The organism is Fibrella aquatica (genome assembly GCF_041321135.1).
In the GTDB taxonomy this organism is placed as follows: domain Bacteria; phylum Bacteroidota; class Bacteroidia; order Cytophagales; family Spirosomataceae; genus Fibrella; species Fibrella aquatica.
Map to the genome: position 1 here is coordinate 57,461 of NZ_JBGGWF010000018.1, position 15,891 is coordinate 73,351.

The following is a 15,891-nucleotide window of genomic DNA, read 5'->3' on the forward strand; positions in this document are numbered from 1 at the left end:
TTATATATATGTTTATATGGTATGAAGTTTACTAATTTTTCGACCTGTAAACCAATCTTATTAAGCGTATAATTTCATAAAAAACTTGCATAGCATTATGCAAAAAACGCATTGCGGTATGCAAACTGGCTTACCAATTTTGTCGCAACCAATCACTACCCCGATGGTCGGCTCGAGACGATTCGGCGGCGTAGGGCGATTGGGAAACGACAATCCTAATTCACAAACCATGAACACATTACAATTCAATTCGGCCGGTTTGGAAGAAATGAATTTTGCCGAAATGCAAGAGACTGATGGTGGTCTGCCAGTTGTGCCTTATCATCTAACGCCCCTAGGTAAATTATCGGCTTTTTATCATGAAGTAGTTCATGATTATTGGGAGTATTTTTCGAAAGGTTTCGCTGATTCACGACACAAATGATGAAATACGATTTTCAAGATTCAGGACTAACTGAATTGACTAAAGACCAGTTACATGAGATATCTGGTGGTGGAGAAATAGCTAAGCGTATTGGTTACGCTTGTGGGTGGGTCGTTGGCTGCGTTACAAACGCGGTCGAAATGACATCTAAGTTGATGTATGATGCTATGTCTGGTAAATTACTTGATAAGGCTTGGCATCAATAAAAAAATGGTCTGAAGAGCTATTTCTTCAGACCATTAAAAAATTAAATTTATGTATATAATTAAACTATATGTATGGGCGAATTTATCACGAAAAGGTTCAAGTGATATTTTTCACAATTTTTTCAAAATTTATGTTCTTTACTATGTCCTTAGTTTCATCGCTACATTTTTTATTGTTATTGTTGATAAAATTGTAATTTATGTATTGAATTATGAGTCAGTAATAAATTCACATTATAGTACTGATTTGTTCATTAAGCGCGTTGGATTGGCCGAAGCAATAGTATTAATAACTATATCAGGACCTATTTTCGAGGAGCTAGCATTTAGATTGATTTTAATTCCATCTCGTTTTAAGATTTCACTATCTACTTCATCCCTTTTGTTTTTATTGATATGTTTATTATGGACTGTAAATAATTTTGAAACGTATATAATTTGTTTTTTTATATGTTTAGTATTTTTTACTATTATTTATTGTTTTTTAAATCAAATATTTATCAATAAATTAATAAAAAACAGATTTACATTGTTTATTGTAAGTTCTGTATTGTTTGGAATGATACATCTTTTTAATTATTCTGATTTTAAATATGAGTTAATTATTATATATCCTATCTATGTTTTGCCGCAAATAATAATGGGTTTTTTATTAGGAGCAATTAGGATAAAACATGGTTTTGTTTGGACTGTTCTGCTACACATATTGATAAATGGTACACTAATATGGTATAAACTATTCTGATATATGGATACATATTCTGTCCATTTTTACCTCTCCACCATTACCGTTCGTTCGCAACTGATTTACTCATCGGTGTTGCTGGCGATCACGGTGGCTTTGGGTACGTTGCCGTTTGTTTACGTCGATGTGTCGGTACAGGCTACGGGGTTGGTGCGGCCGGTGGTGGAGCGGAGCGAGGTGCGGCCACTAGCGGGTGGGTACATCGCGGCGGTACTCGTGGCCGAGAATCAGCCGGTGAAGCGGGGTGATGTGCTGATGCGGTTGCAAACCGATGTGCTCGATACCAAACTGCGCTTGTTGACGGCGCAACAAACCGAAAAGCAAACCCACATCGCCGATTTGGTGCGGCTGATGGGTTGGAACGTACCCACGTCGGCCGAGGCGTTGGCGGGTTGGATAGTGGCGGGGTTATCGTCGCCATTGTATAGGCAGCAGTATGAGCAGTTTCGATTTTTGGCGCAGGAAAACCTGCAAACACAGGCCAAAAGGCAGCGCGAACTAGCCACTGCCCGGCAACTATACGGTGACAAAGTCATTGCCCGCATTGAGCTGGAAGACAAAGAATATGCCCTTAACAGCGTGGTGGCGCAGTATCAGACGCTGGTTGAACGGCAGCGCGGTGACTGGCAGGGGGCACTGACACAGCAGAAACTAGCCCTCACGGAGTTGCAATCGCAGGTACGTCAGCTACAGCAGGAGCGCGACCTGTATACGGTGCGGGCCTCAGTAAACGGCACGGTGAGTCAGTTGGCTGGGCGGTATGTGGGTGGGTACGTTCAGGCAGGAGAAACAATCGGCGTGGTGTCGCCCGACTCTACGCTCATTGTCGAGTGTTATGTCTCGCCCAAAGATATTGGCCTGTTGCGGGCGGGTCAGTTGGCCCGTTTTCAGGTCGATGCGTTTGATTACAATCAGTGGGGGCTACTGGAAGGAAAGGTGCTTGACATTGCCAACGACTTTACAGTGGTGGATAAGCAACCGGCGTTTCGGGTACGTTGCCAACTAAACCAAAACTACCTGACGCTGACCAACGGCTATCGGGGTTATCTCAAAAAAGGCATGACTTTGCAAGCCCGGTTTGTGGTCACGCAACGGTCTCTGTTTCAGCTCCTCTACGATAATGCCGACGATTGGTTGAATCCGGCCACCAACGGTGCGTCGGCCAGTGCTACGGGCGCGTTGCAAACGCGCTTTTAGGAGGGTCAAGATCGCAGATCTTGACCAGCATTATCAGCCTTGTTCAGCCTTTATCCTGATTGCATCATGACTAATCGCGTTAAGATCAAACAACACGATATTACCGATTGTGGGGCGGCTTGTCTGGCTTCGGTGGCCGCGCATTATCGGCTGTTGCTGCCGGTGGCGCGTATCCGTCAGTTTGCCAGCACCGATCAGAAAGGAACCAATGTGCTGGGGCTGATCGAGGCGGCTCAAAAAATGGGGCTTCAGGCCAAAGGCGTGAAGGGTACGTTCGAGAGCCTCAGCAAAATTCCGGTGCCCGCTATTGCGCACGTGGTCGTTAACAATCAGCTACACCATTACGTGGTCATTTATGAAGTGACAAAAAAGCACGTGGTGGTGATGGACCCCGCCGACGGACGCATACACCGCAAATCGCACGAGGTATTCAAGCAGGAGTGGACAGGTGTTTTGGTGCTGCTCTTGCCCGGCGATGGCTTTCAAACCGGCGATAACAAAACGTCGGTATGGCAACGATTCTGGCAGCTCTTGCGCCCGCACAGCGGCGTTATGCTTCAGGCCCTTTTCGGCGCGGTAATCTACACACTGCTGGGGTTGTCTATCTCTATTTATGTGCAGAAAATTGTGGATAATGTGCTGGTGGGCGGCAATCGGAACCTGCTCAATTTACTGAGCGTAGTAATGATCGTTTTGCTAGTTCTCCAGATTTTTATCGATACGGTTAAAAACTTTTTCAACCTGAAAACCGGTCAGCAAATCGACGCCACGCTGATTTTAGGCTATTACAAACACCTGCTTAAACTGCCGCAATCCTTCTTTGATACGATGCGGGTGGGTGAAATTATTTCCAGGGTCAACGACGCGGTAAAGATCAGGCTGTTTATCAACGATGTGGCGCTTGGTTTGGTCGTCAATGTGCTGGTCGTCTTGTTTTCTTTCGGTCTGATGTTTACCTACTACTGGAAATTGGCGGTGGTGATGGTGCTGATTGTGCCTGTTTATGCGCTGATTTATTTTGTGGTAAACCGTATAAATAGAAAATACCAACGCCGGTTGATGGAGGAAGGGGCTGAACTGGAGTCGCAGTTGGTCGAGTCGCTGAATGCGGTGGCCACCATCAAACGGTTTGGCCTGGAAGCGTTTGCCAATGAAAAAACAGAGAGCCGGTTTATTGGCTTATTGCAAACGATCTACACAACAGGAAGCGCAGGAATATGGTCTGGCACGGCACTTGGTTTCGTAACCCGGTTGTTTACCATTATTCTGCTTTGGCTGGGCGCATCCTATGTACTTGACCGGCAAATTACGCCCGGTGAGTTGCTGTCCTTCTACGCCCTCATCGGCTATTTCACCGGTCCCGCCTCTAGCCTGATCGGGGCTAACCGGAGCATTCAGGATGCGCGCATTGCTGCCGACCGTCTGTTTGAGATTATGGATCTGGAACGGGAGCAAACCGATAACAAAGTGTGGCTCACGACTGAACTGGTTGGCGATATTCGCTTCGATGACGTGAGTTTCCGCTACGGTACGCGCACCACCGTTTTCGAGAACCTGACGCTCACGATTCCGAAGGGTCAGGTTACGGCTATTGTGGGCGAAAGCGGCTCGGGCAAAAGCACGCTGCTTTCGTTGGTGCAGGGGCTGTACCCGTTACTGAAAGGCAACATTCATATCGGCGATTATGACATCAAATACCTCCACCCAGATAGTCTGCGGCGGGTGGTAAGCGTAGTGCCCCAAAAAATCGATCTGTTCGCCGGTAACGTGGTCGATAACATTGCCGTAGGTGAGCCCGAGCCTGATATGCAACGCATTATTGGTATCTGTCGGGAGTTGGGAATTATGGAGTTCATTGAAAAACTGCCCAATGGCTTTCAGACGTATCTGGGCGAAAATGGAGTCGCCTTGTCGGGTGGTCAGCGGCAACGAATCGCCATTGCCCGTGCGCTATACCGTGATCCGGCAGTGCTTATTCTGGATGAGGCCACGTCGGCTCTGGATTCAGGCTCCGAGCAATTTGTGAAGCAAACCATTCAGCACCTTCGGGAAGCGGGCCGGACCATTATTATCATTGCCCATCGGCTTAGCACTGTTCGGCAGGCCGATAAGATCGTAGTGCTGGAGAAAGGGCAGGTCGTTGAAGAAGGCAGTCATATCGACTTGATCACGCACGGGCAGGCGTACCATACCTATTGGCAACAACAGACTGAATTGGTGTAATTTGATGGTATTGTTCATGTGCGAAAGCGTGTTCGATTATAAACAGGCCCCCGCTAGTTTGTGGAATGTGATGGCGTAGGTACGTACCTGCATCAATAAAAATCCCCGGAGAGACGTTGTCTCCGGGGATTTTTATATGGAAGTCTATTCATTCTCAGCTACTCACCTTTTAAAACCAGCCAGTGCTTTTTCGTAGTCACCGGTGTCTTCGCCGGCGGCTTTGGCTTTGGCCAGTGCTTCTTCTTCGTGTTTAATGGCCTCGGCTTTGCGCCCTAATTTGCCCAATAGCTGCGCATAGGTATCCAGCAGCATATGCGATCGGTCTAGCTCAAGCGATCGGCCCGACCAGGCTAAGGCATTGTTCAGGTCGGCGGGGTCAGTCATTGTTTCGAAGTAAGCCCAAGCCAGGCTGTTTAGTTTGTTAGCCATTTGCTGCGTTTCAACGGTCTTCATCATGGTGGCATACCGCACAAAATTGGCACTGTTCTTTATTGAATCAGGCATCAATTTCGACTGGTCCATAAAACGCTGGTACGAAGCGGCGTTTTTTGCACGTAACGAGTCGGCAGAAATAGCCATTAAACTATTGCCCGTTTCGGTGGTCAGTTCGCGGTATTTAGCCACGTTTTTGGTCCGTTTGTAGAACGCCGTCCGAATGTCATTGGCCATTGATTTCTGATCGAGGTCAGACACGGGTTTGATCGACAGCATCGCGTTCATGTTCTGCCGGTTGCCGATGATTTGATCTAGCTCCGCTTCTGTTTTCGCCTGCCGTTCGTCGCGTTGTAGTGCCATGCCAGTCGCTTGCATAATGGTCTGAAAGCGTTTCATCTGCCCATTATTTCCGCGCGTGTCTTTGGCGGCTTTAAGTAAGGCATCAAAGGCTTTCGATTTCGATGTAGTGAGATTGCCGCTGATGGCATCAACGTTGTCGCCGGTTGTCCATTCTGATTCCGGAACAACGGTCAGGTACGTCTCCAGCGCATCAGCATTGGGCATGCCCAGTTTTGCTCGCTTGGCCAGATAGCCTTTCAGAAAAGCGGCGTCGCGGTTTCCGGCTACAAATTCGTTATCCCAAACGGCAATTGGTTTGGGATCTTTAGCGGCCTCAACGGCTTTGCTGGCTTCATCCAGAAACCCCTTGATGCCGCCGTAACCAATTGTCCGTTGAACCAGGCTACCATCGGCTGACACGAACAGTGAGGTTGGGTAAGCTGTGATGGCGTATTGTTTAGCTACTGTGATGCCTTCGCCTTTCTCCGCATCAATCTGATAGTTAATGAAGTTGGCGTTGAATAGGTCGCCCACCGCTTTGTCTGGAAAAGCCTGTTTGGCCATGAGTTTGCAGGGTCCGCACCAGGTGGTGTAAATGTCGACGAAAATAGGTTTGTTCTGCTTCTTGGCTTCTGCCAACAGTTCTTTCCAGGTGCCGGTGAAGAATTTGATACCAACGGGATCTTCGCCTTTGGGTACGTCGGCGCGGGCTAGGTTAGTAACGAATACGAAGGCAAGCAGCAAAGCCAGCCTAAAGGAAAAGGGACGTAGCAGGGTTTTCATAAAGATAAACTGGTTAGACATGAACAAGCTGTCAGCAATGTAACGATTTACGATTAACTAATGATGTAGTTGGAGTGTTGATTTTTTAACAGGCTGTTACTGTTTGGGTTGTCGTGTCATTTCGCTTAGTACTTTCTCATATTGGGCGGTTGGTTCACCCGCTGCTTTGGCTAAAGCGATAACGCGCTTTTCAGTTTGTATAGCCTCATCGCTACGACCTAACCGCACCAGCAATTGCGCATGCGTATCCAGAAATTCCCATGCCGGTGTGAGTTCGATCGTGCGTTCAGACCAAGCCAGAGCCTGTTTTAAATCGGCAGGAGAGGTCATGATCAGGAGGTAGGTGCTTGTGAAACTATGCAGCTCATTGGCAACGTACCCCGAGTGACGTCCGTATGGTGGTTTCGGCGCTGCTTCGGTGGACAACGAAGCGGGTACAACTTTGGCGCGTTTTGCAGCTATTTTTTCGGCGAGTGCGGCCGAATAGGCATCGGCGGCCCGAAGTGAGTCAATCGGTTTGGCCATAAACCGGCTGGCTACTGGCAAGGCAATTTTTCGATACCCGGCCTGATTTTTTGTGCGTTTGTAAAAGGTGGTCCAAATCCGGTTTGCCAGAAACGCTTTGTTGTCGGCCGTCAGCGGTCCCAACGAGCGTTCACGGAGAGCAATAGCCTCTTCTACCTCTGCCCGTGTTGCGGCGCGCTCCAATTCAGCAGTCGTTATCCGGTCTACCATCTCTATAATAGCCCAGCGAGTACTGGCTTTTGATTGATCTGTGTGAAGTCCGTCGACATAATTCAGCAACCAGTTGAACGTGGCCGAGGTCGACGTTAGGTTATTGCGGGTCATCAACCTGATATTTTCGGCCGATTCCCAGTCTCTTGCCGGAATCTGTTTCATGTATAGTTCCAGTGCTTCTGGGGCGGGCTGTCGCATTCGGGCATGCTGCGTCAGGTACGTTCGCAGAAACTGCATGTCGCGGCGACCGTTTTTGTAGTCAGTTTCCAGGGCCGACAGCTGGGCCGATGACTCGGCTGCCGCCAAGCCTTTATCGGCATCGGCCAATAGGCTGGCAATGTCGTTGTATCCAGATGAGCGGTAAACCAGTGTGCCGTTGGGCGTCAGGTAGAGCAGCGTAGGTACGCCCGTGATGGCGTATTGTTCCCGAAGCATTGGTCCCTCGCCCTGTTCCATGTCGATATGGTAATTAATGAAGTTTGCGTTGAATTTACGAGCCACGTCCGGGTTCGGAAACGCCTGCTTTTCCATCTGTCGACATGGACCGCACCACACCGTATGAACCTCGACAAAAATGGGCTTATTCTGTTTCTTCGCTTCGGCCAGTAACTCGTTCCATGTACCGGTGAAAAACCGTACACTGGCGGGCGTTTGTGAACAACCTGTGAAGTTTAGTGATAGGCTTACAACTAGTAGAATTGTCGCCAATCTGGCATGAAATTGATTTTTCATACGTCTTGCGTTTAGGAGTAGGAGGCGTTTTTAGAGGCCCCATACCGTCACGATGCCTGACTGGCGAATGTTCCATAAAGTCTACCTCTTAATTGACTGAGTGGTAGTTGCCAATCTAACCGCCAGTCATACGTTAGCCCGTCAGAACAGGCTGAACCAATCCAGAGCGGGGCTTGTCTTTTTTATAGATGATACCAACAAATACACCTCCGTCTGGTCGGCCTATTGGCGCCGTGCCGACGGGGAAAAAAGAAGAATCAGCCGATCAGATTAGCTGGCGTGAACGGTTTGCCGCTTTGGGAAACCTGCCCGCCTTTTTTAAACTGGTTTGGGAAACGTCGCCTGCACTGTTTTTGGGTAATGCGTTTCTGCGGCTCATTCAGGCAGCCATTCCGGCCTTATCGCTCTATGTCGGCAAACTGATTATTGATCAGGTTGTTGCCTTAACCCAGGCCGGAGGCGCTACCGATACAACGTACCTGTGGGAGCTGGTTGCCGCCGAATTTGGGCTGGCCGTAATCTCAACGGCCATTGGTCGGGCGGTGTCGCTCATGGACGGGCTGCTGGGTGATAAATTCGCCAACGCCACCTCGATCCGGATTATGGAGCACGCCGCCGAACTGGACTTGGAACAGTTCGAAGACGCTACTTTTTACGACAAACTCGAACGCGCTCGCCGACAAACCACTGGTAGAACGGTGTTGCTGTCGGGCGTTTTCGGGCAGGTACAGCAAGTGATCTCGATTGGCTTTCTGGCGGTTGGTTTGGCCGTGTACAATCCGTGGCTGTTGCTGCTGATTGCGGTGGCCGTAACGCCGTCGTTTATTGGCGACAATTATTTCAACCGGAAAAGTTACTCCCTATCAAGAAGCTGGACACCTGAGCGGCGTGAACTGGATTACCTGCGCTTTGTTGGGGCGAGCGATGAGACCGCCAAGGAAGTGAAAATCTTCAACCTGTCGGGCTTTCTGGTCGATCGGTTTCGTACGTTGTCGAATGAGTACATCAAAAAGAATCAGGCCATTGCCATTAGTCGGGCGGGCTGGGGTACGTTACTTACGGCGCTGGGTACGGCGGGCTACTACGGTGCCTACGTCTGGATTGTACAACGGGCCGTTACGGGACAAATTTCGCTGGGCGACCTCACGTTTCTGGCAGGGTCATTCCGGCAGGTACGTGGTTCGCTCGAAGGCATTCTGCTCCAGTTCAGCAGCCTGACCCAGGAGGCTATTTATCTTCAGGATCTGTTCGATTACTTCGCCATTCAACCGGCCATTCATTCGCCCAAAAAGCCTTTGTTGTTTCCTGATCCAATAAAAACGGGCTTCGTCTTCGAAAACGTTGGGTTCAAGTACACCAACTCTGACCGCTGGGCCTTGCGCGGTTTATCGTTCACCTTACACATGGGCGAGAAACTGGCGCTGGTTGGCGAAAATGGTGCGGGAAAAACCACACTGGTGAAACTGCTGGCCCGGCTCTACGACCCCGCCGAAGGTCAGATTCTGCTTGATGGCCACGACCTGCGCGACTACGATTTAACCGATCTGCGGCGTAACATTGGTGTTATTTTTCAGGATTATATACGCTTCAAGATGTCGGCCGGAACAAATATTGCCGTGGGAGATATTGACGAGCGCACCAATCAGCCGCGCATTGAAACGTCGGCGCAGCGGAGCCTGGCCGATTCGGTTATTGCCAAACTGTCGGGTGGTTATCAGCAGCAATTGGGCAAGAGTTTCAACAAAGGGGTTGAATTGTCGGGGGGGGAGTGGCAGAAAGTGGCCTTGGGTCGGGCCTACATGCGTGATGCCCAACTGATAATTCTCGACGAACCAACGGCCGCTCTCGATGCCCGCGCCGAATATGACGTTTTTCAGCGCTTTGCCGAACTGACCCGCGGAAAGGCGTCGGTCATTATTTCGCACCGATTCAGCACTGTGCGCATGGCCGACCGGATTCTGGTGCTGGAAGGAGGGAAGCTTCTCGAAATCGGATCGCACGAACAATTACTGCTCCAGAATGGCCGCTACGCTGAGTTGTTTGCGCTTCAGGCAAGGGGGTATCAATAAAGAGATAAAGGGTGGTACTAGTGTCACTGCTCAGGTACGTACCTGAGCAGTGACACTAGTACCACCCTTTATCTTCAATCAATGGTGGAACTAGTTCGGAAAAGATGTTACACTTTGTAAGTCCAACCGAAAGCGTCTTCGACTTTACCAGTGCGGAGGTCGCTCATATACTCTTTCACGCGTGCCGCAAACGAATCGCCAGTGGCACGTTCTGGCAGCATATAGTCTTTACCTTCGAAACCAATTGCCTGGAAAGGCGATACGACAACGGCCGTTCCTGCACCAAATGCTTCGGTCAATGAGCCACTCTCAATACAGTCGATCACTTCCCGGATTGAGATGTTACGCTCTTCAACGGGTATGTTCCAGCTTTTCGCAATTTCCACAATGCTGCGGCGCGTAACCCCGTTCAGAATAGAATCAGATAAAGCTGGCGTTACGAGTTTGCCGTCTATGACAAACATAACGTTCATGGTTCCTGATTCTTCGATATACTGATGTTGGGTGGCGTCTGTCCAAATCAACTGATCATACCCTTCTTCCTGTGCCTGAACGGTTGGGTACAGTGAACCAGCATAGTTACCGGCACATTTTGCTGCGCCAACGCCACCGGGTGCCGAACGGATATACTGCATCTCGACCTTCACTTTCAGTGGCTTTGAGTAATAAACACCCACCGGGCAGGTAAAAATGCAGAACCGGTATGTCTTCGACGCGGCTACGCCCAGATAGACGTCGGTAGCAAACATATACGGACGGATATATAGCGAGCTACCCGGCTGATTAGGAACCCAGTCAGCATCGGTACGCAGCAGGGCTTCCAGGCCACCCATGAATACTTCTTCAGGAATCGTCGCCATGCACATGCGCTTGGCCGATTCGTTCATTCGCGCCCAGTTGTCGAGCGGGCGGAACATCAATACTTCACCAGCTTCATTCTTGTAGGCTTTCATGCCTTCAAAAATCGACTGCCCGTAGTGCAGCGATGAAAGAGCCGGGTTGAATGAGAAATCGCCGAAAGGCACAACCCGCAGGTCGGTCCATTGGCCATCGGCATAGTCGGCCACAAACATATGATCGGCAAAATGTTTACCGAAGGGCAGATTATTGAAGTCAACCTCCTGGATGCGGCTCTGCATAGCCTTCTGCATCTCGATTTGAAGCAAGTCAGTGGTCATGGTCTTGGTAAGTCGGTAGTCAATAGTGGGTAGTCGATAGTCGCGTTGCTGATTTGGTAATCAGCAACGCGACTATCGACTACCCACTGTTGACTACCGACTCTTATTTAGTTGCTTTGACAACAAATGTAAAAAAAATGGGCTCTCATTTTCATGGGGTTAGCCGAAAACTAAACAAATTCCGTACCGAGTGGGCTAAAGAGGCCGTATCCGCGTTTTACCATAAAGTGTATTGACGTATGAAAATGTCTGATCAGTTCCTGGCTTATCTACTACTACGCCTCACTATGGGTGTAAACTTCATCTTTCACGCTATACCGCGCTTTATTAAAGGTACAGGCGGTTTCCGTGACAAAATGGTTGCTGACTTCAGCCAGACGCCTCTATCTCCGTTTCTAGTATATACGTTCGGGACTGTGCTAACCTATATCGAACTTATTATTGGTATCCTGCTTACCATCGGATTGTTCACCCGTTACGCGCTCGTAGCAGCTAGTCTTCTGATGATGGCGCTAATGGTAGGTACGTCATTCCAGCAGAAATGGGATGTTGTAGCCTCCCAACTTATCTATTCCGTTATCTTCTTCATCTTGGTCTGGACGCAACAATCCAACTTCTACTCCGTCGACCGGATTATGTTGGGAAGGGAATAGAGAAGTTCAAAGGTTGAAGGTTTAATGTCTAAAGTTGCGCTGCTGAGACACAACGTCATAGAATTTGGCACTGCAACTTTGGACATTAAACCTTGAACCTTTGGACCGTTTCTTACACTCTCGGCTCCCAGGCTACTTCGTCTACTGCCAGTTCCTGCGCTATCTTCCGGCTTAACACGAATAGATAATCGGATAAGCGGTTTAGGTACGTTATCACCAGTGGATCAACGGGCGAGACGTTGTTGAGGCTAATAGTAAGGCGTTCAGCGCGGCGACAAACCGTACGGGCCAGGTGGGCGAAGGAGACAGACGCATGACCACCCGGTAAAACAAATTTCCGTAGCTCGGGTAATTCAGCATCCATCGCGTCCATGTTATCCTCTAAACGCGTTATATCCGCTTCGATAATAGCCGGAATGGCCTGACGAGGTGGTTTCTCAGGGTCAGTAGCTAATTCCGCACCTACTGTAAATAACCTATCCTGGATTTCTTTCAATAAGGGGCGGCGATTGGCATTAACGGGCTGATCGCGCAGGAGGCCAATCCACGAGTTTAACTCATCAACGGTACCGTAGGTGTCAATTCGCAAATCGGCTTTACTAACGCGCCGTCCGCCGATAAGGGACGTCTGACCGGCATCGCCGGTTCGTGTATATATTTTCATGAAAATGAATGCCTGTTAAAAGTCTATTGTTTAGTTGTTAAAGGTACAGGTCTATAAGGGTACGCGAGACAAAGACAGAGCAACTTTGAACTTTAAACGTTAGACTTTGGACTAACTTCCCCCGTACCTTTGCGGCCCAATACACAACACGTTGTTATACCGTACTTATGCGCGCTGGTTCCTTTTTTGTTCGCACCTGGCGAATACTGTCTATACTGGGTTTCGTAGGCTTGCTGATGAGCAGCTATATATCGTACCCTGGCGAAGTAGCTTTCCGTTTCAACAAGGGCGGTCAGGCGATACAATATCTGAGCCGTGAAACCATTTTCTATGTTAGCATTGGCATTTTCATCGTGGTTTATGTCATAACTAACGCTGTTGCCCGCCTGTTTCCAAAATTGCCGACCGAGAAGATACCTAATCCAAATCCAACGGCTTGGGAAGGGCAACGGCGTAAACTGGCCGATGTATACGTAAACTGGTTTTACGCGCTGGCGGCCGCTTTCAATACGATTTTGGCTTTAGGCCTGATGGTTTTGTCGTTTTTGAACCGAAGTAACATTAGCGCTGACTCGAACGATTACGGCTGGTTATTGCCATTCAGCACGGCGATCGTTGCCATTGTTATTATTTCATTACCCGTCCGGCTAATGATGAAACCGCCTGTAGATCATGTTGCCTGACCTCAGTCTCAACCAGTTTCAATACGACTTGCCCGACGAGCGCATTGCCCGGTTTCCATTGCCTAAGCGCGATCAGTCGAAACTGCTGGTATATAAGGAAGGGCAGATCAGTCATAGTCAGTTCTTCAACTTGCCAGATCTGTTGCCCGCCGATAGTTTTCTGGTATTCAACAACACGAAAGTAATTCCGGCCCGGTTGCTTTTTACCAAATCGACCGGCGCAACCATCGAGTTATTTCTGCTAAATCCAACGCCAGCTGACCGTCCTGTGGGTGAAGCAATGCTTGATAAAGGCAATGCGGTTTGGCAGTGCATGATTGGTAACCGCAAAAAGTGGCGCGAAGGCGAAACGCTGCTGCTGACTTTTGGCGAAGTTGTCCTGATTGCCGAGTGGGAAGATGTCGAGAAGAGCCTGATTCGTTTCACCTGGCAGCCCGACGATGTGAGCTTTGCCGAGCTGATTCAGCAGGCTGGCCAGATGCCCCTGCCTCCGTATCTGAAAAGGGAACCCGTAGCCGCCGATAGCCAAACCTATCAGACCGTGTATGCCAAAAAGGAAGGGGCCGTTGCTGCGCCCACCGCTGGCCTACATATGACTAAAGAGGTGCTGGGTACGTTGGCCGAACGCGGCATTGGTCACGATGCACTTACGCTACACGTTGGCGCAGGTACGTTCCAGCCCATCAAAGCAGATGACCCCCGGCAGCACACTATGCACGCAGAGCAGGTTGTCTACACGCGGGAAAACATAACGAACGTTCTGGAACATCTGAACCATCTAATTCCAGTAGGCACAACATCCATGCGCTCGCTAGAAAGCCTGTACTGGTTTGGCGTTCGACTCCTAAATAATCATCCCGATCCGTTCCACCTTGATCAGGAATATGCCTACAATGTACCTGCTGAGAAGCACCCATCAGCAAAGGAAGCCGTACAGGCAGTACGTCTATATATGGAACAGCATAAAGTACCTGCATTGACTGCACATACGGCCATCTATATCACGCCGGGTTATCAGATGCGGATGTGTCGGGGTATTGTTACTAATTTTCACCAACCAGGCTCTACGCTCATTTTGCTGATAGCTGCGCTGGTCGGTGATGCCTGGCGTACTATATATACAGAAGCGCTCAGCCACGACTACCGGTTTCTCAGTTACGGCGATTCGTCACTGTTATTACCATAACTTAATGAGTGAAAGAGATAAAGAGTGAAAGAGTGGCTATTGCGTTGCCAACCACTTTTGCGGTCTCGCCGATTAGTCACTCTTTCACTCTTTATCTCTTTCATTCTTTGTATATCTTATGAATTTCATTGAAGAACTCCGCTGGCGAGGCATGCTTAACGACATGACGCCCGGTACCGAAGTCCAACTCAGTAAAGAAATGACCGCCGGGTATATTGGGTTTGATCCCACAGCGGCATCACTCCATATCGGCAACCTGGCTACCATTATGCTACTGGTGCATTTCCAACGCGCCGGACATAAGCCATTTGCCTTGGTTGGCGGTGCAACAGGTATGATTGGCGACCCATCTGGTAAAGCGGCCGAACGTGATTTTCTGTCGGAAGAAACGCTGCGCCTAAATCAGGAGGGCATCAGGAAGCAGTTGGAGAAGTTTCTGGAATTTAGCGAAGCCGCTAACTCAGCTGAAATGGTCAACAATTACGATTGGTTTAAGGAGTTCTCGTTCCTGGGCTTCCTGCGCGAAGCAGGCAAGCACCTTACCGTTAATTATATGATGGCGAAAGATTCGGTAAAGAAGCGACTTGAAACAGGCATTTCCTTTACCGAATTCTCATACCAGTTGCTACAGGGCTATGATTACTACTGGCTCTACAAGAACAAAGGCGTGCGGCTACAGATGGGTGGCTCCGATCAATGGGGAAACATCACCACTGGTACCGAGCTTATCCGGCGAAAAGAAGAGCGGGGTACTGAAGCCGAGGATGATCGTGCCTTTGCCTTAACAACGCCGTTGGTCACCAAAGCAGATGGTACTAAGTTCGGTAAGTCGGAAAGCGGTAACGTCTGGCTCGATCCAAAGTTGACGTCGCCTTACCAGTTCTACCAGTTCTGGCTGAATACTGCGGATAATGATTGTCCTAGGCTTATTCGTGTCTTTACGCTGTTGAGTCAGGAAGAAATACTGCGCCTGGAAGCAGAGCACGCCGAAGCGCCACATCTGCGTTTGTTGCAGAAGGCTATTGCGCAGGAGGTAACTACACGAGTGCATGGGCAGGAAGGATATGAACTGGCGGTAAAAGCATCAGAAGTACTATTTGGCAAAGCAACCATCGATACGTTACGGTCTATTGCCGTTGATGAATTCGACATAATCTTCGAAGGTGTACCTCAAACGGAAGTCTCAGCTGATGAATTAGCTAGTTGTAAAGACATCACAGACCTGCTGTCTGTAGCAACTAAGGGGGAAGTTTACGCTTCCAAGGGTGAAGCGCGACGGGCAATTAGCCAAAATGCAGTCAGTTTGAACAGGTCAAAAGTGAGTGATCCTGCTGCTTCGTTGACCTTAGAATGGCTTCAGGACCGCTATTTGCTGGTTTCGAAGGGTAAGAAGAACCACCTGCTGAAAAAAGTTTGACTTTTTTTTAAGCTCTAACTTACTGAAAGAAAGTGGTTAACAGATAAGGTCGCAAATTGTTAACCACTTTCTTTTAACAGGTACTTGACATGGGGCTAAAGTTGCCCTACTTTTGCAGTCCCAATCAGGAACAACGGCGGTTGAGCAACAGCAAATCCGCCGCTTTTACTGAAGACGGCAAAGGGTCAGCATCCCGGCAGAGTACAAAAATTAATTAAA

At 49.0% G+C, this 15,891-nt stretch carries 14 protein-coding genes; 10 read left to right on the forward strand and 4 right to left on the reverse strand.

The window, feature by feature from the left end:
• Nucleotides 1-97: 97 nt before the first annotated feature.
• From ACAW87_RS24825 to ACAW87_RS24845, 5 genes are all read left to right on the forward strand, one after another.
• Nucleotides 98-424, forward strand: coding sequence for a hypothetical protein (locus tag ACAW87_RS24825; protein ID WP_370726361.1), 327 nt, complete (start codon nucleotides 98-100; stop codon nucleotides 422-424).
• A complete protein-coding gene (locus tag ACAW87_RS24830; protein WP_370726362.1) occupies nucleotides 421-630 on the forward strand; it encodes a hypothetical protein in 210 nt (69 codons plus the stop codon). The genes ACAW87_RS24825 and ACAW87_RS24830 overlap by 4 nt, the downstream gene beginning before the upstream one ends.
• A gap of 49 nt (nucleotides 631-679) precedes the next feature.
• The gene (locus ACAW87_RS24835; protein WP_370726363.1) at nucleotides 680-1,375 is read left to right on the forward strand and encodes a CPBP family glutamic-type intramembrane protease; all 696 of its coding nucleotides are present in this window, start codon (nucleotides 680-682) and stop codon (nucleotides 1,373-1,375) included.
• A 3-nt stretch (nucleotides 1,376-1,378) separates the two neighbouring features.
• Nucleotides 1,379-2,572: an HlyD family secretion protein gene (locus tag ACAW87_RS24840; protein ID WP_370726364.1), complete on the forward strand. Its 1,194-nt coding sequence runs from the start codon at nucleotides 1,379-1,381 to the stop codon at nucleotides 2,570-2,572.
• A gap of 66 nt (nucleotides 2,573-2,638) precedes the next feature.
• Complete coding sequence (locus ACAW87_RS24845; protein WP_370726365.1) at nucleotides 2,639-4,795, forward strand: peptidase domain-containing ABC transporter; 2,157 nt, start codon at nucleotides 2,639-2,641, stop codon at nucleotides 4,793-4,795.
• A gap of 162 nt (nucleotides 4,796-4,957) precedes the next feature.
• Here ACAW87_RS24845 and ACAW87_RS24850 read toward each other — a convergent pair whose 3' ends face one another.
• Together ACAW87_RS24850 and ACAW87_RS24855 are read right to left on the reverse strand one after the other, a co-directional pair.
• Entirely contained in the window at nucleotides 4,958-6,352 is a 1,395-nt protein-coding gene (locus tag ACAW87_RS24850; protein WP_370726366.1) for a thioredoxin family protein, read from the reverse strand.
• Between the two features lie 96 nt (nucleotides 6,353-6,448).
• Nucleotides 6,449-7,822, reverse strand: coding sequence for a thioredoxin fold domain-containing protein (locus ACAW87_RS24855; RefSeq protein ID WP_370726367.1), 1,374 nt, complete (start codon nucleotides 7,820-7,822; stop codon nucleotides 6,449-6,451).
• 188 nt (nucleotides 7,823-8,010) lie between these two features.
• Between ACAW87_RS24855 and ACAW87_RS24860 the strand changes: the two genes are divergently transcribed.
• On the forward strand, nucleotides 8,011-9,891 hold the full coding sequence (locus ACAW87_RS24860) for an ABC transporter ATP-binding protein (protein ID WP_370726368.1): 1,881 nt from the start codon (nucleotides 8,011-8,013) through the stop codon (nucleotides 9,889-9,891).
• A 107-nt stretch (nucleotides 9,892-9,998) separates the two neighbouring features.
• On the opposite strand, the gene ACAW87_RS24865 is transcribed toward ACAW87_RS24860, so the two are convergent.
• Nucleotides 9,999-11,069 (reverse strand): branched-chain amino acid aminotransferase, encoded by a 1,071-nt coding sequence (locus ACAW87_RS24865; protein ID WP_370726369.1) that lies wholly within the window; start codon nucleotides 11,067-11,069, stop codon nucleotides 9,999-10,001.
• Nucleotides 11,070-11,308: 239 nt separating this feature from the next.
• Between ACAW87_RS24865 and ACAW87_RS24870 the strand changes: the two genes are divergently transcribed.
• Nucleotides 11,309-11,722, forward strand: coding sequence for a DoxX family protein (locus ACAW87_RS24870; protein WP_370726370.1), 414 nt, complete (start codon nucleotides 11,309-11,311; stop codon nucleotides 11,720-11,722).
• Between the two features lie 112 nt (nucleotides 11,723-11,834).
• Here ACAW87_RS24870 and ACAW87_RS24875 read toward each other — a convergent pair whose 3' ends face one another.
• A complete protein-coding gene (locus tag ACAW87_RS24875; protein ID WP_370726371.1) occupies nucleotides 11,835-12,386 on the reverse strand; it encodes a cob(I)yrinic acid a,c-diamide adenosyltransferase in 552 nt (183 codons plus the stop codon).
• 167 nt (nucleotides 12,387-12,553) lie between these two features.
• Between ACAW87_RS24875 and ACAW87_RS24880 the strand changes: the two genes are divergently transcribed.
• From ACAW87_RS24880 to tyrS, 3 genes are all read left to right on the forward strand, one after another.
• Nucleotides 12,554-13,069, forward strand: coding sequence for a hypothetical protein (locus tag ACAW87_RS24880; protein WP_370726372.1), 516 nt, complete (start codon nucleotides 12,554-12,556; stop codon nucleotides 13,067-13,069).
• Entirely contained in the window at nucleotides 13,059-14,255 is a 1,197-nt protein-coding gene (locus ACAW87_RS24885; RefSeq protein ID WP_370726373.1) for an S-adenosylmethionine:tRNA ribosyltransferase-isomerase, read from the forward strand. Before ACAW87_RS24880 ends, ACAW87_RS24885 begins: the two co-directional genes overlap by 11 nt.
• Nucleotides 14,256-14,373: 118 nt before the next feature.
• On the forward strand, nucleotides 14,374-15,672 hold the full coding sequence (tyrS, locus tag ACAW87_RS24890) for a tyrosine--tRNA ligase (protein ID WP_370726374.1): 1,299 nt from the start codon (nucleotides 14,374-14,376) through the stop codon (nucleotides 15,670-15,672).
• The last annotated feature ends 219 nt before the right edge of the window (nucleotides 15,673-15,891 follow it).